The following is a 25,981-nucleotide window of genomic DNA, read 5'->3' as shown; positions in this document are numbered from 1 at the left end:
ATATCGAATGGAGTGTCCGGTCAGGCGAGCGTGTCAGATTTGCGCTAGACCGCCGTCGACGGCGACCTCGCTGGCAGTCATGAAGCTGCTGTCCGATGATGCGAGAAAGGCGGCCACCGCCCCAATCTCCGCCGGATCAGCCATGCGCTGGAGCGGAGTCATCGAGGCGAAGACTTTTTGGCCCTCCTCGCCTAGCGATTCCTTCGCGAGCTCGGTTGCTGTCGCTCCGGGCGACAGTACGTTTACCCGAATGCCGGTGCCCTTCAGGTCCTCCGCCCAGGTCCGCGCGAGGTTGCGCACTGCCGCCTTACTCGCACTGTAGGCGCTCATTGCCGGGGCGCCCGTGGTTCCAGCGCTCGATCCCGTTAGGATGATCGAACCTCCCTGGCCCATCAGCGGCAGCGCCTTCTGGACAGTGAAGATAGAACCCTTCACATTGGTATCGAAGACTTCGTCAATGTGCTCAGCGGTGATCTCGCCAAGCGGAAGCTGGCTTCCCGCCCCGGCATTGGCGAAGACGATGTCAAGAGTTCCGCGCTCGGACTTCACCGCCGCGTAGAGTCGGTCGAGGTCGGCCAGATCGGAGACCGAGCCCTTCACCGCGCGGGCGTTGGGCCCAAGTTCTGCCACAGCGGAGTCGAGCGCTTCCTGCCTGCGGCCGAAGATGAAGACGAAGGCGCCCTCCTCGATAAATCGTTTTGCTGCGGCGAGGCCGATGCCGGTAGCGCCCCCCGTGATGACTGCAACCTTACCTTCAAGCTTTCTCATGAATTTACACCCTTTCATTGTGTTGGACAGCTTCTCTGGCCCATTTGCACAGATTGCTGTACCTTATGGATTTTACTGATCCAGTCACCAAATGCTGTATATGGATCAGTGATCCGATTATAATGGATCACTGATCCGTTTGTCAAGACAACCATGCGAGCTGACGTCAGAAAAAATTTTAGTCATCAACTTGGGGTAGTACCAGCGTAGATGACACCATCCGGTTAGTGGTGTCATCTATCGTTAAGTCATTTGCCAAAGCAACCACTTCCTATCGAATGTAATTTTCTAATGCTTTATTTAGATCGGACAGTACCTTTTCTTGATTTCCGTGGTGTACAGCGTCCACAACACAACTCTCCAAGTGATCCTTGAGGAGAAGTTTGGCCGCATTGTCTAATGCTTTCTGCACTGCGGCACGCCGCTGGCCAATGACAAGCTTGTTGGATATATTGAAGGAAACTAATTTACGTATTTCGTTTACAGAATTGTTCAAGACCATTCCATCGAGAGAATTAGATCGAGATACCCTGCAAAAGCGGTTGCTCTTATCTCTTTATGGTTTGGGAACAAATACTGGTTTATAGATTGTTAGCGGCAGTGATCGTGTGTGAAAGCTATAAAGATCTCCTTTACATCCGGCGCAAATTCATTCATAAGGATAACCTTCGCAACACGATTTCCAAAGTAGTGAACGCTATTTTCAAAGTACGAATGCAGAAATTTGGGGCGAGGGACAAAAACCTCATAACGAAATGGCACATTCCGATTGGAAATGAAGGATAGAATTCCATTGGAAGGTGAACTGGTGTGATTGAAAAACGTTTCCGCAAAAAAGAAAGCCCGGGAACTGGCGAAATATCTTCGCGCTGAACCCGGACTATGCTTACTTAAAGAGTTTGTTTCAGCAATTAAGAAGCAAGCTTGAAATTGAGATTCCAAAATCATCAAAGAAGCTACCTTACGTGCTGACAGAAGAAGAATTAAAGGATACTATGAAGTGATTTTGAAAGGACAAAAATTTTCAGGACATGATGATCGTGAAAACCCTTATGTATGCAGGTGTCCGTGAGTTAACCAGCATCAAGCTGGCAGACATCGATTTTCTTTACTGCCAGATTCGAATCAACAAAGGAAAGGGTAGCAAAGATCGCATTGTTCCATTTTCAGACTTCCAAAGAACTACTGCCCATGCACGCAGATCCGATGAAAAAGAAGAAAAAAGCATTTTTGATTGAGTCCTCATGGAAGAAAAAGTACACGGACAGGTAAATCCGCAAGATATTGGCCAAATATTCATAGGAATCCAAATTATCTCAAAACCTGTCACCACATAAATTACGTCACTTTCAATTAGCCTGGCTAAAAAAGCAGAGCATTGATGACGCGCTGATTCAACCTTATTCTGATCATGAAAGCAGAAAGTCGTTAGAAGTTTATTCAAAGCTGGCGATTACCGATGCACAAAATGAATTTAACGAGGCTATTAATCAATTAAATTTCCTATTTAATCCACTCGTTGCGGGTGGTGTCATCAACATTGGTACTCCTATTTTTTTTGTTCAGCGCTCTTCAAGATCAGATCAACAAACAAATCAATCTGGGCTGTAATGGCGATCGGATCATATCGATAGAATGTGTCAAAATCATTCTCGAAGAATCGGTGATTCTTCACCGCATCCAGACCGTTCCATACTTTGGACTGTTTGAATTCCTTCAGCGCTTCGCCTTTTTTCTCAGGATCGTACACCGTCATGAACATGTAATCCGTAGCGTATTCAGGCAATACTTCGAGTGATAGCTGTACAGTCTGATTGTCTTTGCTTACCTTGCTCGGCATTTTCAACTTCAAAGCATTGTATACAACTTGTCCTCCCCGGCCTGCGTTGTCGCCAAAAATCCACAGATCTCCTTTGTCCGTTAACTCGTATAATCCAACGGTCGTATTTTCGTCCACGATGCCTTTCAGCTTCTCACGTCCGTCTGCCGCCTTTTTCTCATAATCGGCAATGAACGCCTTCGCCTGCTCCGGTTGACCGATCAAATCACCAAACAGCTCAACGGTCTTGTAAATATCTGTCGCTGTACCATATGGGATATGCACGGTTGGAGCAATTTTGGAAAGTTCCTCGTAGTTATCATCATACATCACAACGATTAAGTCAGGCGCTAGTTCCAGCGTCTTCTCCACGTTCACCGGATAACCCACATCTGAAGTGTCTTTGAGCTTGTCCTTAATAAATGGATTATCAAAGGCACTTGGCTCCACACCAATCAGATTACCGCCTACAGACAGAATTTCGCCCCCGTAGTAATCGGTCACGATGCGTTTCGGATGTGCAGAAATAGTAACCGTCCCTTTATCCGTCTCATATTCGCGTGTTTCACTTTCCGCTGATTCATTCTGAGCTGTATCGGTTCCAGTGGATTCCTGATTCTCAGTCGTCTGTCCTGAGCCGTTCCTCGTTTCATTCGTTGTCTTTCCTGCATTTCCGCAGCCCGCAAGAACTAGCGTAAACACAATGAATAATGTGCAAATGGAAAGAATCGATTTGGATTTAAACATAAACATGATGCCCCCTATAATTCAACACTCTTTGTGATAATGGTTATCATTGTCATTGGAATCATAGCAGAATTGATTACTAACTGTCTACCATTTCAAATCCATAAACATAGGGATCGAGCCAGAAAGACCCGATCCCTATATCATATATACAATTAGAATTTATAGATCTGCTCCATCATTCTGGCTACAGCCACTGCACCCTGTGCACGATTAGCATGCAGTTTAGGCGCAAACGAGCCATCTGCCCTTCCTTTAAGCAGGCCTTGCTCCTGCATCGCTGCAACCGCTTGTTTTGCATATTCAGCGATATCTGCGTTGTCATTAAATGCGGTGTTGTTGGGTGTTGAATCAACGGCTGCACTGGTGTTCTGCTTCATGATCTGTATTGCACGGTTTAACATCACCGCCATGTCCTCACGGGTAATACGTTCATTAGCTGCAAACGAACCGTCTGCTCGGCCTTGCACGATTCCCATCTCCAAACCAAGGCGTACGGAATCTGAATACCACTGATCATTCTTCACATCCATTGGAGCTGAAGTGGATGTATCCGGCAAACGTGATTCGCCAATACCCTTCATGATCATTTGCAGAAATTGTGCACGTGTCAGTTCACCTTGCGGACTGAATCGGGTATCCGTCATGCCTGAAATGATTCCTTTGCCATACAGATTCTGAACCTCTTTAATGGCCCAGGAGTAGGATTGCAAATCATTCAACGGCACCTGCACTTCAGTAATCACGAAACGGCCTGATTCAAGTGGCTTGAAAGCCAGACTTTGGGTCATTTCATCATATTGAGCAAAGGTTACTGGTTTCATTTCACCATTTGGCAAAAGGGATTGGATGACCAGCACAACGTCTTCTGCATTTGAATGTTGCACATTCGACATCGCAATTTCAATGGATCTATCTGTCCACTGTAAAGGCTGTCCGTTCAACAACAGATCCACACTGACCACGTTGCGATTGCCAGCAGCTTTCTTTTGCGCTTCAGACAGATTTGCTGTGGAGTCTTCGGCCAGAACGATATCCATTGTATCCCCATCTTCACTACGAGCATCCTTCAATAAACTTAATGGGATGCGGACAGATGTCTGTTTCATGGACAGCTCCAGCGACTGTAATGCCTGAGTACGTGCCCATTCCTGAAGTTGATTTGCATTGAGCTGAAAGGTCGTAGCCTTTGCATCTTTAGGAACATCTGCAATCAAGATTAACTTTTTGCTCCCTGCTCCCATTCCTTCAATCGTTTGAGACAACCGCTTCATATCAGGTTGAATCACATAGGTGCTCGCTCCGGTACTTTTCCCTTTGAATGTAATGACACCACTTTCTGCCGGATTACCGGATTCAACAGGCGGCGTAACAGGAGGATTGCCGGAATTCTGCGATGATCCAGGCGTGGAAGGCTGCGCAGGTTGACCGGGCTGTGACGGCTGACCTGGGGTTGACTCTTGCCTTACAAGCTGACTAACAGCCTCTTTCAACGCGTTATCCGCAGCACTGATTTCCTGTGCACTGGCTTCTGCATCATCCATAAGCACACGAGCAAATGACAGGGCCTGTGTAAACCCATTCCAGCTTGCGGTCGTGTAATTACTTTGTTGCAGCATCGCAGCAGAATTCACGGTAGTCTCCAACGCAGATTTGTCCGCCGGGAACATACCATAAGCTTCAAAATCCATAAAGCCTACCCACTGAGAACCAGCGGTAATGGTCAGTTTAATATAACGCGCCTCCGTGCCTGCGGGCAGGATATGCCTCGGACTGGTGGAAACAACCACATCACTTGTTGTATCCACGACTTTGACAAAGTTCTTGTTATCGTTGGATACTTCGATCTTGTATTTAATGCCTCCGCTCCACATGGACATTTCCAGCTTGCGGATCACAGCGGTCGCCCCCAGATCCACTTGCCACCAACTTTGCACACTTTCGTCTGTTCCCCATGAAGTAGTGGGGTCACTGTCAATCGCTCCCCCAGGCGAGTTGTCTTTTCCACCACCTGTACCGGCACTGCTTGATGCGGTAGCTGTTTTACCTGTTGTTAACGCCTCCAGCAAAACAAGATTGTTATTGGCTTTTTGAAGTGTTGTCAGAGCCTCCTGCACTTCGGCTTGAATGGCATCCTGCTTGTCTCTGACTGTGATAGCCGATGACAAAGCCGCTTTCAGGTTTGCCCAGCTTCGCTGTGTATATGATGATTCGGTCAGCTGCTGGGTTTCACCGATGAACTGTGTCAGCTCGGTTTTGTCTACATTGGACAGACCATGAATGGCTGCTTCCACTTGTTTTGCAGCCGTATTCACCTCGGTCTGGGTGGCTCTTGGATCTGCCATGATCTGTTCTGCACGAGTAAGAGCCTTGGTCAGAACAGCCCAGGTTGCAGCAGACCAGTCCGCTTGTTTATATGTTTTGGCTTCGGCAATGATCGCCTCGAGAGCATTCCGATTCGCCGCTATAACATCAAGCTTCTGCATTACCTCATGAAGAGCAGCAGTCGCATCGTCGGTATCCTGTTGGGTTACACCACCAGATGTATAAGCCAATTTGTACGTATTCTCGGCTGCTGCAATGGCTGGAGCGAGTGTGGTCCAGCTTTCAGAGGTAAAATCACTGGATTCAAGCGCCTTTGCACGTGTAATCGCTGCCGACAGCTCCTTCCGATCTGCGGGAAGAATGTTCAGGCCGCGTTTGTACACATCCAGCGATGGCAGGGCACGCCCTTCATACGAGTAACCGCCATTCGCCGGATATTCGTCATAATCGAACATGGCGTGATTCTCCCATGCGTCTCCCTCGGAAGCAATCCAGCCTACATTGGCCGCAATCCATGCCGGTTCCCAATAGAAGAACCCCGCTCCCTTCTGATTTGGAACTTGTGAGATCATGTCCATAATGCCTGCAATCGCATCATATTGTCCCTGTACGGTTGCCGGGAAGGTCGCCCCTCCGACATTCAGCGTTTCGGGATTGCCAATAATATTGCCATGAGCGTCCCCGTTTTTATACGAGAATGGATAGGACGTCTCAGCAATAATGACTTCTTTTCCATATTTCACAGATACTTCATTCATCGTTTTGCGCACATCTGCGAATGTCCCATGCCAGAATGGATAATAGGACAGCCCGATAATATCGTATTTCAAATCCCGTTTCTCCAATTCGCCGAAATACCAATCAAAGGTATCTGCTTTGCCTCCTTCAGCCAAATGGATCATAATTTGAACCTGTTCTCCACCAGGGACATCGCGAACGCCGTCCACTCCACGCTTAAGCAATGCTACGTTCTCATCAAAATTGACTTCACTTTTCAACCCGTTTAATACACCGCTGTTGATTTCATTACCAATCTGAACCATGTCGGGCATGGCGCCTGCTTTCTCCATGTCTCCAACCACTTCACGCGTGTAATTATACACCGCAGTTTTCAGGTCTTCGAACGAGAGGTTTTCCCAGGCCTTTGGACGAAGCTGTTGGCCCGGATGTGCCCATTCATCAGAATAATGGAAGTCGAGCAAAACCTTCATACCTTTCCCCTTTACCCGCTGGGCCAGACGAATCACATCTTCCTTGTCGTTGTACCCATTGGACTTCTGTGGATCATTCCACAGCCGAAGCCGCACATAGTTCACGCCACGGTCTTTGAGAATATCGAGCAGATCGCGTTTTGCACCATTACTGTCCAGATAATAACCTCCATTATCCTCAATGGCTGTTAACGTGGAAATATCCACACCTCTGACAAAATCACTGCGATATCCTTCTACCGTAACGGTAGCTTCAGGTTGAATGGGAGCCCCATATACGTCACCCGTAACAGTAAAGCTGCCTGCTGATGCATATTGTGAAGGATTAATTTCCTCCCATGCAACCGGGACTAGGCCCGATTTCCCGTTCTTGTAATGTGCCGTAACTTTTTCTGGCAGAACAGGAGCAGTACGACTTACAGTAGACACGTTGACTTGATCATAATGCTCGATGTCTGCCGGGTTCCGCACCTCTTCCTCCCCCCAGATTTGAAGCTCGGAAATGCCAGGCCACCAGTCGGTACCCGCATAATAAGGAATCGTGACCTTCACATACTGAACCGCCTCTGCTTCGAAATCCAGATTGACCTGTGATTCCGCTTTATCATTGGCAGAGTGATCTGCCACAGGTGTCCATGTATTTCCGTCCTCAGACACTTCAACCAAAAACTTCACAACCTCATTTGCATCCTTCCACGTTAGTTCCAAACCGGAAAGGTTGTATGAAGCTCCCAAGTTTACCGTCAGCCAATGCGGATGATCTATTGAAGTAGGACTGCTCGCACTCCATTTTGTATCTCCTTTACCATCCACCGCGTTTTCTTTATTGCCCCCCCATTGTAGATCCTCTGAGCTGACCGTAACCGCCTTATTCAGCGCAACGTTTACTTTCGCTGCTGCCGCTGCGGGTCGAACTGCCAAATTCAAATCACAGAACAACATCAGTAATACGAGACAGCCGCTTATGTATCTTTTGTGCACGCTTGATCTCCCCCTTATCGTGTTTGGTTCAACTTGAACAATGCATGTTGTAAACCATTATTATTGTAAGCGCTTTACAACAATCGAGGACACGGTATTATGCCAAGGAAACAGCAGTTATTTTAACAGATCGAATGGTAATTCCTTGCTCATCGCGGATCGATTCCCATTCTTAACAGAAAAAATCTGTCCCTCCGCCTCACTAGGCAGATTAGAACAGATTTTAGCCTTACATACCCAAATGCTTATTTACTGAGCTTCAGCTCCAGTTGGATCTGAATGTCATTTTCAGTAGACAGGACCACCGAATGTGGATTCTCCATACCAAAATCTTCAAAGGTAACCATCGTTGTGGCGGACAACAACACCTGGTCATTTTCATAAGCAGCTTTTACATCAAACGTTACCTCTTTCTCCATCCCTTTTACCGTTAGGGTGCCGTTCATTTTAAAGTCTACAGTCTGTCCTGCCGGCCACTCCGTGGGTACACCTTCAAATGAGGTAGCCGTAAATGTAGCTTGTGGATAGGTCGAAACATCGAAGTAATCTGCTTCTTTCACATGTCCATCCCGCTGGCTATTGCCTGAATCAATGTCACTCATCTCGATCTGTCCATTCGCTTTCATCTGGGACGCATCGTCAACATTAAGGGTCAGGTTACCACTGACCTGCTCGTCCGCAAAATTGACCGTCTCCTGGGATGTCGTGACCGAGAAATATACTTTTGAACCTTCGCTGATGTTCCAGTCTCCATTTAACTGCTCTGCTCCCGCTGCAACGTTGGATACGCTTGTACCACTGTGCGATCCGGCTTCCGTAGTGGACGCGGCGGTGCTGACAGGAAGCACCTGTTCAATCTCAACGTTGTTGCCCAGGTAACTGTTCGCGAAATAGTACCCTCCGCCTCCAAGAATAACAATTGCTGCCGCGCCTGAGATCATCCATGTTTTTGTCTTTTTATTCATCTCTATTTTCCTCCAATGGGTAACTGTATAAGTTGGTTATTTATCAGCATCTTAACAGCCCAATGTGTCAGGATGACGTCAAGAAATGACTTATAACGCATTTTTTTCTGAAAATAATTGCCTCATTGGCATTGTGCTTCCGCTCATGTAAAATCAGTACACAAGCTTCTGAAGTGAAAGGAGACACCTTCTTGAAATCCATACTTATCGTCGAAGATGAACAAGCCATTGCACGCGTGCTTGCTGCCTATCTTCGAAAAGCGGGATTCGACGTTCGCCAGGCAGCGGATGGGCCCACTGCCCTAACTTTATTTGATTCGGATGTGCCTTCCTTGGTCTTGCTGGATGTGATGCTGCCTGGAATGGACGGTTGGGATCTGCTGCGAATCATCCGCGAAAAAAGTGCTTGTCCCGTCATCATGTTAACCGCACTGGATGATATTCAGGACCGCCTGAATGGGCTGAATGCCGGTGCTGACGATTATATGAGCAAACCCTTTGTGCCCGAGGAAGTGGTCGCCAGGGTCAATGCTGTGCTTCGCCGCAATCCACACTGGACAGCTGAAGGTGAAGGCAAACGTTACTTTGGCAATCTGGTCATTGATCTGGCTGCCAAACAGGTACTTTTGAACGGTGCCAAGGTTGCACTCACACCACGTGATTTGTCACTGCTCCTGTTTCTGTCGGAATACCCCAACCGCACATTCACCCGGGACCATCTGATTGAACAGGTATGGGGCATGGACTATGACGGAAGTGACCGGGCTGTGGACCTGTCGATCAAACGGCTGCGTCAGGCGTTATCCCACTGGCTGCCTGAAACGGGAGAAATCCGGACTTTACGGGGAATGGGGTATCAATTTTGGATCGCCAACTAAAACGAAATACACCAAAACGTAAAACATCCATTCTGTCCTACTGGACGCTTCGTTATTTTCTAATCCTCTGCATCGGTTTCACCATTATTGTTGCAGGGGCACTCTACTGGATCAGAACCACTTCCATTGAGAAAGGTCTCAAAACGGCCCAGCTGTTAGGGCTGGAAATCGCCGAGAAGGTCACAGGAACACAAAACAACCTGTATATTCCTCCGGATCTCGACAGGCTCGTGGACAAGCGTACCAAGCTTTTCAATACAGATAATTACTTTTGTATTATGGTGCTCGACAACAATAATCAATTGATTTATTCCCAACCGAAAATGACGCAGCAGGATGTGTATTACAGGTTGTCTGACGACCTACGCGAACCAAGAAACAAAAAATTCGCCGGGGTGATGGTTAACGTGATAGATGACGATCAGATGCTGGGTAAAGTGTGGGTCATGCAATCCAAAAAGTCCATTGCATACAATCCGGAAACGATGCTGGTGGTGTGCATCCTGTTCGTTGCTTTAATCCTATGTGGTTGGTTTACGATCTACCTCCTGTCCCGCAAGCTGTCCAGGCCTATTCGTCAAGTCGCCCATGCCGCGGAGCAGATTCGAAACGGAAACTATGAAGTGAATTTGGATCTGAACACACGGGAACGGGAGATGAATGAACTCGTAGAGTCTTTTCGCGAGATGTCCATTCGTTTGCAGCAATTGGAGGAATGGCGTGCCCTGTCACTTGCTGGGGTAACCCATGAATTAAAAACGCCGGTAACGTCCATTAAAGGACTCGTGATGGCTGTCCGGGACGATATTGTTAGTCCGAAGGAAGGAAAGGAATTTCTGGACATCGCACTCAAAGAATCCGAACGGATGGAACGCATGGTCGCTGACCTGCTGGATTACAATGCGATGAGCGCTGGAAGTGTTGCTGTTCGTCGGGAACGCTTAGATTTGAATTTGCTGGTAAGTGAGATTATCTATCAGTGGAAAATCGCTTATGAGGACAAGTCTCCCGAGATTGAATTGCATACACCATCGGGTACGCTCTATACCATCGGTGATGCCCTTCGGATTCAGCAGATCATTGTCAACCTGCTCAATAACGGGCTGCAAGCAGCCACTTCCGACCAAGCTGCCGTCTTTCATATCCGTTTGCGCGCGGTGGAGGACAACTTGTTTGTTGATGTGCAGGATAACGGTATGGGGATCACTAAAGAAGATCAACCCAAGATCTTCGAACGTTTTTACCGTGGCGAGATCAAAAAACGCCTTACCCGTGGGCTGGGTCTGGGACTGACCTACAGCCGCTTGCTTGCTCGTGCTCAGGGAGGGGAGCTATCCTTAACCTCCAGCAGTCCTGAAGGCAGTCTTTTCACCTTAACTTTGCCACGATGGTCTGGTCCTGAAAAAACAGAGAAAGAACCGTCTTACCGCGCAACGGCTAACGCCTAAATTCAATGCATCAAATCAATGCATGCATGTCATAAACGGGCTTTCTTCATCTGCCAAAGAACAAGACCCAACGGCCTATGCAGCTTGCTGAAATAACGAATAGCCCGACATTCCTTCACAGGAACCGGGCTATTCGTTATGTGACAGTGGTTGCTGATATTCATATACAAGCTATGTGGCCAGAACCCGCGGCATATATTCTGCATACGCGTCATTAATGAATTGCTCATGTAATGGGCTGTTGGCAATAATGGCTTTCCGCTTAGCTTTTAAGACAATCTGCTCTACATCCGCATAACTGCATCCTGCGAGGCGTTCACACGTGAATTCTTCCAGTCGGCTCTCCTGCTCAAACTGCCCCATCAGCTTGCTAATATATAATCTGCGGCTTGATTCATCCGGAATCCCATAGGTCATTTTGGTATCAAATCGCCGCCATATCGCATGATCCAGCTGTCTCTCCAGATTCGTAGCGGCAACCAGAATACTGTCTCCATCGAATTCATCAAGACACTGCAACAATGTATTGACGACACGAGCCATTTCTTTAACCTCATCATTACTTTCACGCGTACGACCTACGGCATCAAATTCATCTAGAAATAACACACAGGGGTTAGCCCGTGCATATTCAAATAATTTACGGACATTGCTTCCCGTCTCTCCAAGATGGCTGTGTATAACGGCATCAAGCCTTACAAGGACCAGAGGAAGCTGAAGTCGGTGTGCCAGATGGAAAGCAGTTAAGGTTTTGCCTGTGCCCGGTGGACCAAACATCACCATTTTGTTCGGCATCGGTACATCATGTTCTGCAAACTGCTCTTTCATACCGAGAATCGTAATAAACTCCTCCACAACCCGTGCATTGTCTGCAGAGAATACAATATGCTTTGCCTTGCGGCCACACTCTTTCGGCGAATAAAAAGCGGCCATATCGATGCCTTTCGCTCGGGGAATCCGGTTTATGTGATTGGTTTTGCTCATCGTTGATCGTTCTCCTTCTTCTATGTCTCAGGAAGTCATCCAGGTTAAATCGTGTCGATTCATTCTCATTTATATTTAATGATCTTTTAATCGTAATTATTACTATTAAATAATAACATAAGACGGCCTCTTTGCAAAGTTTATGTGACTTGTCCATCATTTATCGTGAGTCCAGTCCAATTTGTTGCAAGCGGTAGTAAAATTTGCTATTCTAAATATGCATCGTTGTGTATAACGCAAAAAAGCCCTCTATTTACTCGAGAGAGCACAAAATATTTCCAGATTTGCAAGCGGCAACTTGCCAATTCCGGATGTTCTTTTATACCAACGACTGTAATCCAATTAAAGCGAGGTTATCAATCATAGCAAAAGACGTATTATGCGAGGTTAACTCCTGTCGTCACTGGGCTGAAGAGAACAAATGCAACGCATCTTCAATCTACATCGTGAGTCACAGTTCCAAAAAAGTGAGTGAATCCGCTGAAACGGATTGCAAAACTTTTGAAGTAAAATAACAAATTCAAATTGTACAAGTTAAAGGAGCCGTATGGTTCCTTTTTCTTTTTCTATTGTAACAAGAATGATAATTATTATCAAGCTCTTTTCTGCAAAATCTGAACTCCCCTCTCTTCATGCACATTGGACTGCCTATTCACGTACACTACGAGAGCAGTCAAACTGCCCATGAACGAATAGATCATAGAGGTGAGTAACGATGCCCGTAAAAAGTGGCAAACAGTATATCGAACGTATCGATGCCCAGACGGTCCCATGCTGGTATAAAGGAGAACTTGTTACTGGAAAACGTTCTGAACATTTTGCGTTTGCAGGTTTGATGCAGACACAAGCGAAGCTGTACGATCTTCAGTCCGATCCGCATTTGATCGATACGATGACTTATGCATCCCCAGCTGACGGAAAACCAGTCGGTATGTCCTTTCTGCCTCCAACCAGTGTGGATGACCTGCGCAGACGCCGAGAAGCAATGAACATTTGGTCAGGGACTCACCATGGTTTTCTGGGACGATCACCCGATTATATGAACACAGCAATTATGGCCTTTTATACCGGAGCAGATATTATTGAAGAAGTATCGCCACAATACGCCGAAAATCTGAGAAACTACTATGCCTACTGCCGGGATAATGATATTACCCTCTCCCATGCCTTTATCCAGCCTCATGCCAGTAAAATGTCGGGACAATTGGACGCGACCGAAGATGCCATTGCCGCCAAAGTGGTTGATCGCACTGAAGAAGGTCTGATCATCAATGGTGCATTCATGATGGCCACTCAGGCCGCTACGTCAGACGAAATCCTGGTATATCCTTCCCCTTCACCGGCACCGTTCGACGATGAAAATCCGTTCGCTTTTGCCTTTGCTGTACCGAATGACCTGCCTGGAATTAGTCTGATCTGCCGGGATACCTACGCAGCCGAATCCAATTTCAACTATCCTCTCAGTTCCAGGTATGAAGAGATGGATAACATCGTCATTTTTGATCATGTGCTTGTTCCTCATGAACGGATATTCTTCGCCGGTAATGAGGAATTGTCTGGCCGTCTTTTTAGTGGAAGCCATTTTCACATTCACGCAGGACATCAGGTCATATGCCGGTATATCGCCAAAACGGAATTTGTCCTGGGCACCATCCAGTTACTCGCTGACACGCTCGATCAAGCTGCTGAAACGCATGTGATAGAGAAAACAGCCAGGGTACTCGCCGGTCTTGAATCGTTAAAAGCACTGGCTCTGGCAGCAGAAGTCGGTGCTATAGATGATGGACGGGGATTTATAATACCTGCCCCCAAACCGTTAATGGCAGCAAACCTTTTATTTCCCAAGCTGTATCCAGAGATGATTGAAATCTTGCAGCTCCTGGGTTCCAGCGGTGTAATTATGGTGCCTCAGGAAGAAGAATTCCGCTCTGATATCGCACCACACCTGGATACGTACCTGAGAGGAACCGACATGGTATCTCAGGAACGCACAGCATTGTTTCGTCTGATCTGGGAGCTTGGAGCAGGATCTTTCGGTGGCAGACAGACCCAGTTCGAACGTTTCTTTTTTGGTAACACGATCACCGTGTCGAACCGGCTGTATTCAGCAGTTTCTGCAGATCAATCCTATCGTCAGCTCGTTCGTAAGTTTATTGCCAAAACCGGCAAATAAGAATGAGGAATGAGGGATAATCCCCCCGTTTAAACCAGATGGTCGTAAACCGTCATCAGTTCAGAGGCTGGTCTGCCTGCGTCGATGTCCCGAAGTGCAGACTGGTCTCCGTAACCGATGTGGAATACACCCAATACCTTTTCCTCACTCGTTAAACCCATCAAATTCATAAACACGGGATGCTGTTGATAATCATTGATCTTCCAGACGGCATTCAACCCTTGTTCTGCTGCCAGGATGCAAAAACGTTTGCTCCAGGCTTTTGCAGGCAATACATGGTCCTCCCTGGCACTCGAAGGAGCGACAACAACCAGATGTGCCGGAATAGCCTCTGTATATTGATATGTAGCCCAGTCCCCGTAACGATCTGCCAAATGTGGTGGGTAACTCTGTCTGACCGCCTCCAGATACAGTTGACGGCCTTCACTGGCAAACAACATAAACCGCCAAGGCTCTGAACTTATCACATATAAAGATGGATCTGCTTCATCCAGCAACCGTCTTATCACCGACTGCGGTACAGGCAACGGGCTGAATTCACAAGTTCCTGTACGTTTCTTGCCGTTTGCTGTATCTTGTCTCAAACCGGTAGACATGGCTCATCCCTCCTTAATCTGCACGATAGTTCGCAACATCCCTTGTCATTCTTTACATCAACCAGTTTTTTTTCGGTTCAGTCTCACTTCTCCACCGATCGACTTCATCATGCACTCTCGCTTTGTCCTGAACCGTAAATTGGTCAGAATCGACCTTCTCTATGCTCGGAATGCTGTCACGAATCAGTCGAATATAGTCCATCGATCGGACAAGCGATTGACGTCCCGGGATACATCTAATCTTGCGACCTTCAAGCAAACAATAAATTTCGATCATGCCTGGCAGCTTGCCAAATGCTTCCCAGCAGAACACGCTCACCATATGCTGGAACGCCTCAACGACGTTTGGATCATGGACAACCATATATTTTTGGATGAGCAGCGAATCCCAGCCCTCTGGCTGCCAAGCCGCCTGGAAGATCATGGACAGATGCATCGACAAGGTAGGAAGCTCCGTTCGCCATTGTTCAAACAGAATGGTCGGATGCTTCAAATCATCGTTCATCGCAATTGCAAGGGATAATTCATCCGTAATTTTGTTTTTTACATCCCAGTAATGAAGTACAGATTCGAATCCGGTCGCTTTTCTAGGCCACCACTTTTCGAGTAAATACTGTACAGGCACCTCTTTGCGCACTTCCGGGTCCAAACTGTAAAAAGCATTGACTGCATGGCTGACTGCATATTGAACACGGTGTCTCCATTGCAGCGCTGAGCGCTGTTCAGCCTCCGGTTCCGGGCGGATGAACCGATGCGGGCTGCGCAGCATCTCTTCCAATCTGTAATCTTCAAGCAGACATAGCGGGGTGTCTGACATTCCCGGCTGCAGAGCTGCCTGAACATTATGTCTTAACATGATTTTTAGGACACCTGTAATCCGGCAGCAGCAAAACGTTTACCAAAGTCACGGCACGTATCCTTCTCCTGCTCCATCGGACTATATTCAATCTTCAGCATCTCTGGAGATACCTCCGCCCCACGCTCCACCAGCTTCGCTGCCGCAAGATCTACGGCCCCGCAGTACTGCTCATAAGAAGTATCGCCACTTCCGAACACCGCTGCCCGTTTGCCACTCAGATCAAGCTCATCCAGCTCTTCGTAAAAATCGAGGAATTCATCTGGCAGTTCACCGTCTCCCCACGTGTATACGCCAATGAGAAACCCGTCATAATCAAGCACATCAGCTGCATTGCAATCCGTTACGGACTTGAGATCCACTTCATGCCCACCTTGTTTGATTCCTTCGACGATCAGTTCCGCAATCTCTTCCGTATTTCCTGTCATACTTGCATAAGCCACTAACAATTTAGCCATCTATTTTTCCCTCACTTTTTATTGATCATGTCATACTGTTCCTGTAGAAGTAACATTTGAAATTATCAAAATCATATGTGATAATGATTATCATTGTCAAATTAAATTTTCATTTCTATTCCAATTCAGTATATGGGGATGAACCAAATTCAACACCACGAAAAGCAATTCACCCTTTCAGGTGCCCACCCTAACTGGCGTACAGGCCCTTTTTTGTTGTACAATAGTATCCAAATGACTTTTGAAGGATGGATAAATCATTATGTACGTAGCAAAGAATTGGAAGGACTATGAAGTAATCGATACAGGAGGCGGCGAAAAGCTGGAGCGCTGGGGCGATGTAATTTTGCGCAGACCCGATCCACAGATCATTTGGCCCCTTGAAAAAGAAACCAATGAATGGCGCCAGGTTCACGGTCATTATCACCGCAGTTCTTCGGGCGGCGGCAGCTGGGACATGAAAAAACCGATCCCGGAACGCTGGACCATCGGATACGAAAACCTGAAATTTCATATTAAACCAACCAGCTTCAAGCATACCGGTCTGTTCCCTGAACAAGCGGCTAACTGGAGCTGGATGATGGATAAAATTGCTGGAGCAGGCCGTCCCATCTCTGTATTGAACCTGTTTGCGTATACAGGTGGTGCAACTGTTGCTGCTGCTTATGCCGGAGCTTCCGTTGTGCACGTGGATGCCGCTAAAGGCATGGTACAGTGGGCTAAAGAGAATGTTCAATTATCCGGTCTCGCGGATCGTCCTGTTCGTTTCATTACAGACGATGTATTCAAATTCGTACAACGCGAACAACGTCGCGGCAATCGGTATGACGCGATTATTATGGACCCGCCTTCCTATGGCCGCGGCCCTAACGGAGAGACATGGAAGCTGGAAGAGAACCTCTACCCTTTCCTGAAATCGTGTATGGAAATTTTGTCCGATAACCCATTATTCATGCTGGTCAATTCCTATACAACCGGTATTTCGTCTACTGTTCTGCGCAACATGCTGACAATGACGATGTCTGCTCAATACGGCGGTCAAATTACAGCAGGTGAAATCGGTCTTCCCATTACCCGTAGTGGTCTGGATCTGCCATGCGGCATCTTGGGCCGCTGGGAGTCCTGATGATGTCCGAACATTCGCAAACAACGGGAAATATTCCGATTCTGTTTGAGGACAATCATTTGTTAGGCATTACGAAACCAGTCAATGTGCCTACCCAGGAAGATGCATCGGGTGATCCGGATCTGCTTACACTGCTGAAGCAGGATTTGAAAGAGCGATATAACAAACCTGGTAACGTTTATCTTGGATTAGTACATCGACTCGACCGCCCCGTTGGTGGTGCAATGATTTTTGCCAAAACATCGAAGGCTGCTTCAAGATTATCCGAGACGGTTCGGGGACGTCATTTCCGCAAAATATATGCGGCTGTTGTACATGGCAAGCTGCCTGCACAACACGGGACGTTAAAGCACACGCTGCTGAAAGATGCGCGTACCAATACCGTTACTGTTGTGCCTAAGGGTACAACTGGTGGTAAAGATGCTGTTCTGGATTATCGGGTCATCGGCGAAACGGACCGTTACAGTCTGGTTCACATCGAGCTGCACACAGGCAGATCACATCAGATCCGGGTCCAAATGAAAGAAATGGGCTGTCCGCTGTTCGGAGATCAAAAGTATGGTGCAGGTGTGAATAAGCCCGGACAACAAATTGCGCTCTGGTCTGCGATCGCTGCTTTTCCCCACCCGGTAACGAAGGAAGAAATTGTGCTGCAATCCCTGCCTCCCCGTGAATTCCCATGGGCAGAGTGGCCGGCGGCTGTGTATGATAAATCATTTAAAGCGGAACATTAATCGATCTATTTTTAATAATCATTCACAAGATCAGATCAATCCGACCGTCAACCGTGTCATCCAGATTCCTATCTGAATGGCACGGTTTTTTACTCCAATGGAAAGGAAGAGCCACTCTTATGACACCGTTTACGAAACAGGTCGTCGCTATCATCGCAGCAATCCCTGAAGGAAAAGTCATGACGTATGGACAGATCGCCGCTCATGCAGGCAGCCCAAGAGCTGCCAGACAGGTTGTACGCATTCTGCACTCCATGAGCCGGAAGGAGCGCCTTCCCTGGCACCGCGTCGTCAACGCCAAAGGGCTGATAGCCATTCCCGACGAGCATTCCCGTTTGATGCAGGAGTCGGAGCTCATTAGCGAGGGCGTTGAATTTCAGATGGATGGAAGCATCAACCTCCGACTCTTTGGTCATGATCCTGGTCCTGCCTTCCTACTTGATCTTGATGTATCGACCGATGAAGAATAAAGTCCAAACAAGGCATAACAAAAAGAGAGTTCAAGCAGTGTGATCTGCCTGAACTCTCTTTTGTATATATAAGACCTTTATTACATGAATAATAACAGTAATCGAGTTTGATTTAAGCTGTTGCATTCACTTTTTGTTGCTCAGTGGTTACAGGTTCAGTAGCCGGTTTTGTTTTACGGATAAAGAACGCCAGCAGCAGTGCAACTACAGTCATCGCTGTCGCTACAACAAACGCATAGTTTACGCCGTAAATTGTTGCATCTGCAGTAGCACGAAGCATCGCAGCCTTATCATCTGGAGAGATTTGACCAGTTGCCAAAGTATCAGCCAGATGGGATTTCAGCTTGCTGCTCATAATCGTAACAAGAATCGCTGTACCAATTGCACCCGCAACTGTACGCAATGTGTTGGACATCGCTGTACCATGTGCATTCAGGCGCTGTGGAAGCTGATTCAGACCCGCTGTTTGAATTGGCATCATCAACATCGACATACCGAACATACGAGCTGTGTAGATAAACATCATGTAACCATAAGTAGTGTCAATCGACAGTCGGCTGAGCCCCCAAGTTGTGACAGCGGTAATGGCAAGGCCGGCAACGGACAACCAGCGTGCTCCGACTTTATCGAAGATGCGACCTGTGATTGGAGACATAATCCCCATCAGGATGGCGCCCGGCATCATCAGCAAACCAGATTCAATCGGTGAGAATCCACGAATATTTTGCAAGAAAATCGGAAGCAAAATCATACCAGCGAACATCGCCATCGTAACAAGCATGTTAATGATCGTTGTTAATGTATACATGTTGTATTTGAAAATACGGAACTCCAACAGCGGATGATCGGTTGTCATCTGTCTAATAACGAACAGGATCAGGGAAATGGCCCCTACGACCAGACATGCAATTACAATTGCACTGCCCCATCCGTCTGTACCCGCATCACTGAAGCCGTACAACAAGCTACCAAAACCGAGTGTGGATAAAATAACACCTGGATAGTCCAATTTAGGTTTGGATTGACGTGTTACATTTTTGACAAACGCAATACCGATTGCAGTTGCAATCACGGAGAATGGCAAAATGATATAGAACAACAGTCTCCAGGAATAATGCTCAACCACATAACCTGACAGTGTCGGTCCAATGGCAGGAGCGAGAATCATCGCGATCCCCATCGTACCCATAGCCTGACCACGCTTCTCAATCGGGAAGATGGTCAAGAATACAACCGTCATCAGAGGCATCAGGATACCTGCCCCTGCCGCTTGAATAACACGACCGACCATCAGAATACCAAAGTTCGGACTTAGACCACAGACCAAGGTCCCTAATGTAAAGAGCGTCATGGCCGTAATGAAAATTTGACGTGTTGAGAATTTGGCGATCAGATACGCCGTAACCGGAATCAACACACCATTGACGAGCATATAACCCGTAGTTAGCCATTGGGCTTTATTCGCTCCGATGCCGAGGTCCTCCATAATTTTAGGAAGAGCTACGTTCATCAAAGTTTGGTTCAGGAAGGCGACGAATGCACCGATTAACAATGCGGCCACAATCGGGCCTTTCTTAATGTTGTCCATCGCAGAGGATGGCGCTGCTGCTGCAGTAGTACTCATTGGTTGTTCATCTCTCTTCCTTCTAGCTTTTCCATCATTTGATTATGAATTCTTAGCAGGTGCTCAAGGTCTTCCTTCGGGATATCCAGAATCGGTGACACCCGCTCCATCCACAAACGGTGTGTTTCCTGCTGGGCCTTTTCCCCTTTATCCGTAATCTGAAGCTTTACGGATCGGCGGTCCGAGTCGGAACGTGTTCGCACAATGTACTCACCCTTGACCAGGCGCTCCACCACAGCGCTCATGGAGCTGCTGCCCATATGACAGAGGTCAGCCACTTCATTGATACCAATTGAAGGGCGCTCTCTCAGAATGGATAACACCATGAATTGAATTGAAGTGAGCTCAATTTCCTTGTTTTCATTCCAGAATACCCGGAAGAGCATTTGATTGACCTGCCGAAACGAATTAATAATGTAGAATACTTCGTATGTGTCAGACATTAATTCACCCTTTTACTTATGGAATATAATATTTCGTACACGAAATATCAGGGGAACAATTACTTATTATAGCAAAAATATTTACATAGTCAACTCTTTACATATAAAATTTTAGATTTTATTCTTATCCATCCAAAACAGGCAAAACTCTTTAAAGTACGCATCAATAAAAAAATAACCACAGCCCTCCTGCATGTTAAGCAAGAGTTCCATGGTTACTATTGTTCATCCGTCCATCGTAATTAAGATGTGGACAAGGCATGCTCTTTTGTTTTTGGTGTGGTCATTTTGCCTAGTAGATAAACCAGCAACTGCTGGTTATGCATTGAAATATTGCTGAGAACGGAATTCATAAATTCATTACGAATCGTGATTCCCCGTTCGGTCTCCATGCGTCCCTTATCTGATAGGGATATCCATACAATTCGTCGATCCTGATCATCCCGGTCCCGGCGAATCAGTCCGTTTTTCTCCATACGATCCAACAACATCGTTACTGCTGCGGGTGTTGTAGCCAGAAAAGGAATCAGATCGGAAGGTTTCATCTTCTCATGATCCTCAAGAACCTCCAGTACGGCCAGCTGTGCCTCTGTTAACGAGGGTGCCAGCTCATGATCCATATGCAGCTTGTAGTCCTTAGTCAGCCTTGACCAGCACTTGGCAAAATCGGAATTATACATCTTGAATCGCTCCTCTCTGCAACCGGTTATCACTTCACCTGCTTAAGTTTTCGCCCTTCAAAGCCGCATTCCTGCTGCCTTTTTTCAATTTCCCAGCGATCGACCGTAATCGACGAAGGTTGTTAATCTTCGCATGGAGGTCCTCTTGTAATCCGCGTCGGAACAACAAAATAAGACTCTTCACATGACAGGTTTCCCTGATCTGCAAAGAGTCATTATTAAGTCATTATTGAATCCTTATTAGGACGAAGAAGCTGCCTGATTCTCTGTGAGATCCATCATAAGCTCCACAATTTCATCCTGTTTGTCCACATGCACAAGCAATTTACCAATATGTTTCCGTTCAGTAATAGGTACAGCTTCGGAAGAAATGTGATGTGATTGACCTTCCTTGGTCATCACCGTTACATTTCGTTGTTCCCGACAATAGAATGCTCCGGCAATTCGGCTACCGTTCGGTTTCACCCGTTTGCCTTCCTTGAATTCAAATGTTGCCAGTCCCTTGCCGCCACGGCTCTGCAGAGCATAATCCAGCAGTAACGAGCGTTTGCCATAACCCAAGTCAGACAATATAGCAACCTCGCCTTCATCGCCTTCCACCCACAGAACAGATACAACTTCATCCGTTTCTTTTAACTGAATACCACGTACGCCTCCAGACACACGCCCCATCGGATTTACTTCATCCTCACGGAAACGGATAGCCATGGCTTCTTTGGTGATCAGCATAATATCTTTGCCACCTGTGCTTAGATGAACGGATAATACCTCATCATCCTTGCCAACTTTGCATGCGGCTACTGCGCCGGAACGCTTGGTGACGTATTCCTTCAGCTCGGTACGTTTAACCTGCCCTTTGCGGGTGACAAAGACCAGACTGTGATCCGGCTCTTCGAAGGATTTAACAGCAAGCACACTTGAGATTCGATCGTCTTTTGCCAGAGGAATAACGTTGACGATTGCCGTCCCCGGATCTTTCCACTTGAATTCCGGTACCTGATGTACAGGCAACAGGAAATACTGGCCTTTCTGCGTAAATACCAGCAGGTTCTCCAGCGTGTTAACTTCAAGGACCTGGGCGATATAATCGCCTTCCTTCACACCACTTGCGTTACGTTCCCCGCCGGATCGTGTGAATGATTGCATGCCTGTACGCTTGATGTATCCCTCTTTGGACAAGGTGACAAATACATCTTCGGCGTTCACCAGCACTTCCAGATTAACCTTGAGTTCTTCTACTTCGCCTTGAATGGCTGACCGACGATCAATTCCATATTTCTCACGAATCTCCATCAGCTCTTTGCGGATGACTCCGATCAGCTTGCGGTCACTATCCAAAATAGAGCGTAATTGCGCGATCTTCTTCATCAGTTCGCCGAGTTCCTTTTCCAGAGAAGTAATCTCCAGGTTGGTCAAACGGTATAATTGCAAAGTGAGAATGGAATCCGCCTGTCGTTCGGAGAAACCAAACATCCACATCAGGTTATTTTGAGCATCCTGACGGTTCTTCGACGCTTTGATAGCCGCAATGACCTCATCGAGGATGTTAAGAGCTTTTACCAGACCTTCCAGCACATGTGCACGGTCTTCCGCCTTCTCCAGCTCAAAGCGGGTACGGAACGTTACTACTTCACGCTGATGGGCAATATAAGCCTCTAGGATTGATTTCAATCCCAATTGCTGTGGGGCTTTATTCACAATCGCAACCATGTTGAAGTTGTAAGTGACTTGAAGATCGGTTTTCTTCAGCAAATAAGCCAAAATCCCTTGTGCATCTGCTTCTTTTTTCAGCTCAACGACGATACGCAGGCCTTCACGCCCACTCTCATCCCGTACTTCGGCAATGCCTTCAACCTTTTTCTCCAGTCGGATGTTCTCCATCGCCGTAACCAAACGGGATTTTACGACCTGATAAGGAATCTCGGTAATCACGATTTGTTGTTTGCCACCGCGCATATTCTCGATATCGGTTTTGGAGCGGAGATAGATCCGTCCTTTACCTGTGCGATAAGCATCCAGAATGCCGTCGCCGCCCATGATTAATCCGCCTGTTGGAAAATCCGGACCCTTCATAAACATCATGATTTCATCCAGTTCAATTGACGGCTTCTCCATTACGGCAATACAAGCATCAATGGTTTCACGCAAATTATGTGGAGGAATCTCTGTAGCAAAACCAGACGATATCCCACTTACACCATTGACCAGCAGATTCGGATAACGGGATGGTAATACCACCGGTTCTTTGGCCGTATTATCAAAATTATCCTTAAACAGAACAGTCCGTTTCTCGATATCGCGAAGCATCTCCATTGCGATGGGCGACAAACGGGCCTCCGTATACCGCATGGCCGCTGCCGGGTCATCATCCTGTGATCCCCAGTTTCCATGACCGTCCACAAGCATATGCCCCATTTTCCATGGCTGTGCCATCCGTACCATACCATCATAAATGGAGGAATCCCCGTGAGGATGGTAGTTACCCATAACATCCCCAACTGTTTTTGCGGACTTCCGATATGGTTTCTCCGGTGTATTACCTGAATCGTACATAGCGTAAAGAATACGCCGCTGCACCGGCTTCAATCCATCCCGTACATCGGGAATGGCCCGGTCCTGAATAATGTATTTGGAGTAGCGACCGAAACGGTCACCTACGACCTCTTCGAGAAAGGCCGGCATAAATTGTTCTGATAGACTCATTCCAAGCACCTTCTATTCTTCGTACTCTGTAAAGTCGACGTTCTCTACAATCCAGCGTTTGCGCGGATCAACCTTATCACCCATGAGTGTAGATACACGACGTTCCGCTTTTGCTGCATCGACAATTTCTACTTTGAGCAATGCGCGTGTTTCAGGGTTCATCGTTGTCTCCCACAGTTGATCCGGGTTCATCTCGCCAAGTCCTTTATAACGTTGAAGCTCCACATTGTTTCCAAATTCTTTCATGTAATTCGCCAGCTCTTCATCAGTCCAGGCATAACGTACACTAGCCATTTTTCCTGATTTGCGTGTGAGTTTGTATAATGGCGGCTGAGCGATATATATTTTGCCTGCATCAATGAGCGGTTTCATATACCGGTAGAAGAAAGTCAGCAACAATACCTGTATATGTGCGCCATCTGTGTCGGCATCTGTCATAATTATGATTTTGGAATAATTGCTGTCTTCAACTGCAAATTCGGTTCCAATACCTGCTCCGATGGCCGATGTAATGGCACGATATTCTTCATTTTTGAGGATATCAGCCAATTTCGCTTTTTCCGGATTGAGTGGTTTACCCTTAAGCGGGAGTATCGCCTGAATCTTGGAATCACGTCCCTGTTTGGCTGAACCCCCTGCGGAATCCCCTTCGACAATAAACAGTTCATTTCGGGTAAAATCCTTGGATTGTGCCGGAGTCAGTTTGCCGTTCAGGTTGGAGCTTTCACTGCGTTTTTTGCCGGTCCGCATCTCATCCCGAGCTTTTCGTGCAGCTTCTCTGGCTCTGGAGGCCTGAACCGCTTTGCGAATCAACGTTTGCGCAACCTGCGGGTTTTCTTCCAAAAAACGCTGGATATTCTCGGACACGACAGAATCCACTGCGCTACGTGCGGAAGCGCTACCGAGTTGATCCTTCGTTTGGCCTACGAATTCAACCTCCGACATTTTGACACTGATGACCGCCATCATGCCTTCACGAAGATCATTGCCTTCGAGGTTTTTATCTTTTTCTTTGATCATGCTGGTACGCCGTGCGTAGTCATTCATCACACGTGTATAAGCGGCTCTGAATCCGGTCTCATGTGTACCGCCGCCCCTAGTGGGAATCGAGTTCACGAACGACGCCAGCGTTTCGGTATAACCCGCGTTATACTGAATCGCTACTTCGACCTCAATGTCATCCTTCTCCGCATAGAAGTGAATGACATCATGCAGCACATCTTTATTTTCGTTAAGAAAAGCAACAAACTGGCTTGCTCCGCCTTCGTACATGTACTCATCCTGATTGCCTGACCGTTCGTCCTTGAGCACAATTCTCAGACCCGAATTCAGAAAAGCAATCTCCTGAAGACGTTCTGCCAGTGTATCATAATTAAATTGAATGCCGTTCTGGAACACCCGAATATCCGGTTTAAACGTAACTTTGGTTCCCGTTCGATTGGTATTGCCCAATACTTCGAGACCAGACACCGGTTCTCCGACATGCTCAACGCCTTTTTTGTCTTGCCAATACTCGAATCGTTGACGATGAATCTTGCCATCACGGAAAATCTCGACTTCAAGCCATTCGGACAATGCGTTTGTAACTGACGCACCTACACCGTGCAAACCGCCGGATTTTTTATATCCTGATCCACCGAACTTTCCGCCTGCGTGCAAAATCGTAAACACGACCTGGGGAGTAGGAATCCCTGTTTTATGTATACCTGTCGGAATTCCCCTTCCGTTATCCTGAACCGTAACAGAACCGTCCTTATGCAGCGTGATATCGATTTTGGAGCAGAATTTGGCGAGATGTTCGTCGACAGCGTTATCCACGATTTCCCATACCAAATGATGTAGACCCGAAGTACTGGTGCTGCCGATGTACATCCCCGGCCGTTTCCGTACCGCTACCAGTCCTTCAAGTACTTGAATGTCGTCCGCGTCGTAGCCTGAAGACCCTTGTCCTCCGCCTGTCGAACCTGCCGACATATCGATTTGCTCGACCAT

At 47.1% G+C, this 25,981-nt stretch carries 23 protein-coding genes; 9 read left to right on the top strand and 14 right to left on the bottom strand.

Going from position 1 to position 25,981, the window contains the following annotated elements:
- Positions 1-33 precede the first annotated feature (33 nt).
- Positions 34-768 carry an SDR family NAD(P)-dependent oxidoreductase gene (locus HW560_RS17970; protein ID WP_179264108.1) on the bottom strand — a complete coding sequence of 245 codons (735 nt, stop codon included), beginning with the start codon at positions 766-768 and terminating at the stop codon, positions 34-36.
- A 271-nt stretch (positions 769-1,039) separates the two neighbouring features.
- On the bottom strand, positions 1,040-1,270 hold the full coding sequence (locus tag HW560_RS17965; protein ID WP_179264106.1) for a metal-sensing transcriptional repressor: 231 nt from the start codon (positions 1,268-1,270) through the stop codon (positions 1,040-1,042).
- Between HW560_RS17965 and HW560_RS17960 the strand changes: the two genes are divergently transcribed.
- Together HW560_RS17960 and HW560_RS33895 are read left to right on the top strand one after the other, a co-directional pair.
- Complete coding sequence (locus tag HW560_RS17960) at positions 1,200-1,355, top strand: Tn3 family transposase (RefSeq protein WP_257031355.1); 156 nt, start codon at positions 1,200-1,202, stop codon at positions 1,353-1,355. The two genes, HW560_RS17965 and HW560_RS17960, sit on opposite strands and share 71 nt — an antisense overlap.
- 453 nt (positions 1,356-1,808) lie before the next feature.
- Entirely contained in the window at positions 1,809-2,006 is a 198-nt protein-coding gene (locus HW560_RS33895) for a site-specific integrase (protein ID WP_257031354.1), read from the top strand.
- Between the two features lie 311 nt (positions 2,007-2,317).
- Here HW560_RS33895 and HW560_RS17950 read toward each other — a convergent pair whose 3' ends face one another.
- The 3 genes from HW560_RS17950 to HW560_RS17940 all read right to left on the bottom strand — a co-directional run bounded on the left by HW560_RS17950 (position 2,318) and on the right by HW560_RS17940 (position 8,816).
- Positions 2,318-3,334 (bottom strand): ABC transporter substrate-binding protein, encoded by a 1,017-nt coding sequence (locus tag HW560_RS17950; RefSeq protein WP_179264102.1) that lies wholly within the window; start codon positions 3,332-3,334, stop codon positions 2,318-2,320.
- Positions 3,335-3,489: 155 nt separating this feature from the next.
- Positions 3,490-7,851 carry a glycosyl hydrolase 53 family protein gene (locus HW560_RS17945; protein WP_179264100.1) on the bottom strand — a complete coding sequence of 1,454 codons (4,362 nt, stop codon included), beginning with the start codon at positions 7,849-7,851 and terminating at the stop codon, positions 3,490-3,492.
- A gap of 245 nt (positions 7,852-8,096) precedes the next feature.
- On the bottom strand, positions 8,097-8,816 hold the full coding sequence (locus HW560_RS17940; RefSeq protein WP_179264098.1) for a YceI family protein: 720 nt from the start codon (positions 8,814-8,816) through the stop codon (positions 8,097-8,099).
- A 191-nt stretch (positions 8,817-9,007) separates the two neighbouring features.
- Between HW560_RS17940 and HW560_RS17935 the strand changes: the two genes are divergently transcribed.
- Positions 9,008-9,694 carry a response regulator transcription factor gene (locus HW560_RS17935; protein ID WP_090900369.1) on the top strand — a complete coding sequence of 229 codons (687 nt, stop codon included), beginning with the start codon at positions 9,008-9,010 and terminating at the stop codon, positions 9,692-9,694.
- Positions 9,679-11,142, top strand: coding sequence for a HAMP domain-containing sensor histidine kinase (locus tag HW560_RS17930; protein ID WP_179264096.1), 1,464 nt, complete (start codon positions 9,679-9,681; stop codon positions 11,140-11,142). The genes HW560_RS17935 and HW560_RS17930 overlap by 16 nt, the downstream gene beginning before the upstream one ends.
- A gap of 171 nt (positions 11,143-11,313) precedes the next feature.
- On the opposite strand, the gene HW560_RS17925 is transcribed toward HW560_RS17930, so the two are convergent.
- Positions 11,314-12,126 carry an AAA family ATPase gene (locus tag HW560_RS17925; protein ID WP_179264094.1) on the bottom strand — a complete coding sequence of 271 codons (813 nt, stop codon included), beginning with the start codon at positions 12,124-12,126 and terminating at the stop codon, positions 11,314-11,316.
- A 362-nt stretch (positions 12,127-12,488) separates the two neighbouring features.
- Between HW560_RS17925 and HW560_RS17920 the strand changes: the two genes are divergently transcribed.
- A complete protein-coding gene (locus HW560_RS17920; protein WP_090807335.1) occupies positions 12,489-12,641 on the top strand; it encodes a DUF1540 domain-containing protein in 153 nt (50 codons plus the stop codon).
- 200 nt (positions 12,642-12,841) lie between these two features.
- A complete protein-coding gene (locus HW560_RS17915) occupies positions 12,842-14,299 on the top strand; it encodes a 4-hydroxyphenylacetate 3-hydroxylase family protein (RefSeq protein WP_179264092.1) in 1,458 nt (485 codons plus the stop codon).
- 29 nt (positions 14,300-14,328) lie between these two features.
- Here HW560_RS17915 and HW560_RS17910 read toward each other — a convergent pair whose 3' ends face one another.
- Genes HW560_RS17910 through HW560_RS17900 form a run of 3 tightly spaced genes read right to left on the bottom strand, consistent with a single transcriptional unit; the run spans position 14,329 to position 16,209 of the window.
- Positions 14,329-14,895: a nitroreductase family protein gene (locus tag HW560_RS17910; RefSeq protein WP_090900381.1), complete on the bottom strand. Its 567-nt coding sequence runs from the start codon at positions 14,893-14,895 to the stop codon at positions 14,329-14,331.
- A 52-nt stretch (positions 14,896-14,947) separates the two neighbouring features.
- Positions 14,948-15,751: a hypothetical protein gene (locus HW560_RS17905; protein WP_179264090.1), complete on the bottom strand. Its 804-nt coding sequence runs from the start codon at positions 15,749-15,751 to the stop codon at positions 14,948-14,950.
- Positions 15,752-15,756: 5 nt separating this feature from the next.
- Positions 15,757-16,209 (bottom strand): flavodoxin, encoded by a 453-nt coding sequence (locus HW560_RS17900; protein WP_064636952.1) that lies wholly within the window; start codon positions 16,207-16,209, stop codon positions 15,757-15,759.
- Between the two features lie 262 nt (positions 16,210-16,471).
- On the opposite strand from HW560_RS17900, the gene HW560_RS17895 reads away from it, so the two are divergent.
- The 3 genes from HW560_RS17895 (at position 16,472) to HW560_RS17885 (ending at position 18,539) form a co-directional block, all read left to right on the top strand.
- Complete coding sequence (locus HW560_RS17895) at positions 16,472-17,335, top strand: class I SAM-dependent methyltransferase (protein ID WP_024630567.1); 864 nt, start codon at positions 16,472-16,474, stop codon at positions 17,333-17,335.
- On the top strand, positions 17,335-18,069 hold the full coding sequence (locus HW560_RS17890) for an RluA family pseudouridine synthase (RefSeq protein WP_179264088.1): 735 nt from the start codon (positions 17,335-17,337) through the stop codon (positions 18,067-18,069). The genes HW560_RS17895 and HW560_RS17890 overlap by 1 nt, the downstream gene beginning before the upstream one ends.
- Before the next feature lie 119 nt (positions 18,070-18,188).
- Positions 18,189-18,539, top strand: coding sequence for an MGMT family protein (locus tag HW560_RS17885; protein WP_090900394.1), 351 nt, complete (start codon positions 18,189-18,191; stop codon positions 18,537-18,539).
- 112 nt (positions 18,540-18,651) lie between these two features.
- Here HW560_RS17885 and HW560_RS17880 read toward each other — a convergent pair whose 3' ends face one another.
- From HW560_RS17880 to parE, 5 genes are all read right to left on the bottom strand, one after another.
- On the bottom strand, positions 18,652-20,163 hold the full coding sequence (locus HW560_RS17880; RefSeq protein ID WP_090900397.1) for a DHA2 family efflux MFS transporter permease subunit: 1,512 nt from the start codon (positions 20,161-20,163) through the stop codon (positions 18,652-18,654).
- On the bottom strand, positions 20,160-20,606 hold the full coding sequence (locus HW560_RS17875; RefSeq protein ID WP_090900400.1) for a MarR family winged helix-turn-helix transcriptional regulator: 447 nt from the start codon (positions 20,604-20,606) through the stop codon (positions 20,160-20,162). The genes HW560_RS17880 and HW560_RS17875 overlap by 4 nt, the downstream gene beginning before the upstream one ends.
- 242 nt (positions 20,607-20,848) lie before the next feature.
- Positions 20,849-21,286 (bottom strand): MarR family winged helix-turn-helix transcriptional regulator, encoded by a 438-nt coding sequence (locus HW560_RS17870; RefSeq protein WP_090900403.1) that lies wholly within the window; start codon positions 21,284-21,286, stop codon positions 20,849-20,851.
- Between the two features lie 240 nt (positions 21,287-21,526).
- Positions 21,527-23,989 carry a DNA gyrase subunit A gene (gyrA, locus tag HW560_RS17865; protein WP_179264086.1) on the bottom strand — a complete coding sequence of 821 codons (2,463 nt, stop codon included), beginning with the start codon at positions 23,987-23,989 and terminating at the stop codon, positions 21,527-21,529.
- Positions 23,990-24,001: 12 nt separating this feature from the next.
- Positions 24,002-25,981 (bottom strand): DNA topoisomerase IV subunit B, encoded by a 1,980-nt coding sequence (gene parE, locus HW560_RS17860; RefSeq protein WP_099858369.1) that lies wholly within the window; start codon positions 25,979-25,981, stop codon positions 24,002-24,004.

This window comes from Paenibacillus sp. E222 (genome assembly GCF_013401555.1).
GTDB lineage: Bacteria > Bacillota > Bacilli > Paenibacillales > Paenibacillaceae > Paenibacillus.
This window is presented reverse-complemented; position numbering and strand designations above follow the sequence as displayed.